The organism is Peribacillus sp. NPDC058002, from assembly GCF_042886655.1.
Lineage (GTDB): Bacteria > Bacillota > Bacilli > Bacillales > DSM-1321 > Peribacillus > Peribacillus aracenensis.
This window is the reverse complement of the sequence record NZ_JBHVQU010000416.1, coordinates 1-2184: the sequence shown is the minus strand read 5'-3', so window position 1 is coordinate 2184 and position 2184 is coordinate 1. Positions and strand designations below refer to the sequence as shown.

The following is a 2184-nucleotide window of genomic DNA, read 5'->3' as shown; positions in this document are numbered from 1 at the left end:
GATATTTACGATGCGAGTGAGAAGCTGGAAAAGAATGAAACGATCTCCCATAATAATTAAAAAAACCACCCTACAAGTGGTTATTTTTTTTGGAAAGGTGATTGTTAATTATATTTTGGACAATTTCATTATTCCCGATGAGCTCAGACGATTTCTTTACGTGTTGTTCCCGAAAATCCATGTTCTTTATTTTCTTGGACTTTTTCCCATTTTTAAAATTATTGAAGGCATTTAAAAAAGCTATCTGAATCACTCCCCTTATAGATTAGTATATTCATATGATGGATAAAATTTCATGAAAAACTACAATTTATAGAAAAATATTTTGCGGTTTTAAGTGATGAAAATTACTTAAAAAAGCTATTAAAGACTTTCTGGAAGAAGTGATTTTAATTTAGAATGAGGGATTTTCAAGCTCAAATTATTGGTTACTAAGGCTTTTTTATAAAAAATAAAGAAATTCCCCCAAAAATATTGTATAGTTAGAATACAGAGATTCGAACAAACATTCGTTTCTTGGGAACAGAGATTACTTCTTAGTGGGACAGGAGAGAGACAGTGAACGGTACAGCACACATGGCATTAGGGGCAACAGTTGGATTCTTGACGGCAAACACGCTTCAAACAGATCCAACCACCACTTTATTCTTGGTTGGCATTGGGGGAGTTTCAGGCCTTATGCCCGATATGGATATTGATGGGAAGTTAAGTAATAGGATTACTTTTTCACATAAGTTTATTCGAACGATAGCACAAACGATTGGGATACTAATGATCATTTATAGTCTTTTGGAAGGCTCTGAAACGGAAAAATGGATCGGTGTAGGGGCAGGAATCGGAATCATCATCATTTCCTCTTTCATCAGACAAAGGCATATGTTGACCTTGACTGGATTAGCGGTTTTAGGGGGCGGTTTATCCTTGCAGGAAAGCTGGCTGTGGCTGTTAGGAGTTTATATTATCGTAGCTTCGTTTACACCACATAGAAGTTATACACATTCGATTGCAGGTATCGCTTTCTTTGGCATCATTGCCCATCAATTCGAAGCCTTTATGGGGATTGACGGAATTTTCACTACTTGTTTATTAGGATACATAAGTCATTTAATTGCAGATTTGAAATGTTTACCTTTTAACAAACGTGGGGTAAAGTTATTTCTTCCATTTTTCTCAAAAGAATTTTGACAGTGGTTTCCTTACCACTGTTTTTTCTATGAGGTAGAGTAACTTTAAATTGAAGGGACACTTGATTCGACTTTTTTTTATGTTTTATATGGTCATTCTTCCTGAATCTACTAAATGTAACAAATTTGTAAAGATTCTGTGATGCGAGTGATATACCTTTTCTAGTATATTAAGTTTAGCAAATCACATCAGGGGGTAAAATAATTTGTTTAAGAAAATTGTCGTCGGATTGTCATTGGCTATCATGCTTGTAACCGCATCTTTTGCTGGGAACCCAGTGGAAGCTGCTTCATATCATACAAAAGCGATTAAAGTGGCTAAAAGTGAATTAGGCACAAAATATAAAATGGGAGGCATTTCTTCTTCAGGATTTGATTGCTCCGGTTTAGTGAAGTATTCATATCAAAAGGCTGGTAAGAATTTACCAAGAACCGCTGCTGACATCTATAAAAAAGGAAAGAAAGTTAAAAGTCTGCAAAAAGGTGACTTACTGTTTTTTGCACCAAATAAAGCGAAAAAACCTACACATGTGGCTATATACATAGGAAACAATGAATTCATACACTCATCATCATCTAAAGGAGTTTCATACGCTAAAACCAATAATAGTTATTGGAAGCCAAAGTATATTGGTGCGAAACGAATATAATAGAAGGAACTCAACTTTAATATAAAGAACAAAGAGACTCAATGATGTCTCTGACTGCAGGCAAACTCGAAATAATTTAGTATGCCTGCAGTTTTTTTCTTTAAAAACGTTCAAAGTCCTTCAAGAAATCCCTCCCTTTCCGCCGACTGTCTGCCAAGCCTCATCAAAGCAAACGTCGTGGGATCTTGGCTAGCCAGGTATTCGGAAAAAGTGTCACAGATTTCTTCAATCTAATAGATCAGGATGAGACTAACCCTGGCCCTTGTTGTTTACAAAAAGAGACTTTAATGCAGTCTCTTTTTTTGTTTTAAAAATAAGAGTGGATGAGGCATATGGACAAGGAAATAGGG

General features: G+C 35.5%; 2 protein-coding genes. Both read left to right on the top strand.

What is annotated here, in order from left to right:
- The first annotated feature begins 558 nt into the window (after window positions 1-558).
- On the top strand, window positions 559-1185 hold the full coding sequence (locus ACFVSH_RS25775) for a metal-dependent hydrolase (protein WP_387598767.1): 627 nt from the start codon (window positions 559-561) through the stop codon (window positions 1183-1185).
- Window positions 1186-1390: 205 nt separating this feature from the next.
- Window positions 1391-1834: a C40 family peptidase gene (locus ACFVSH_RS25770; protein WP_387598764.1), complete on the top strand. Its 444-nt coding sequence runs from the start codon at window positions 1391-1393 to the stop codon at window positions 1832-1834.
- Window positions 1835-2184: the final 350 nt, after the last annotated feature.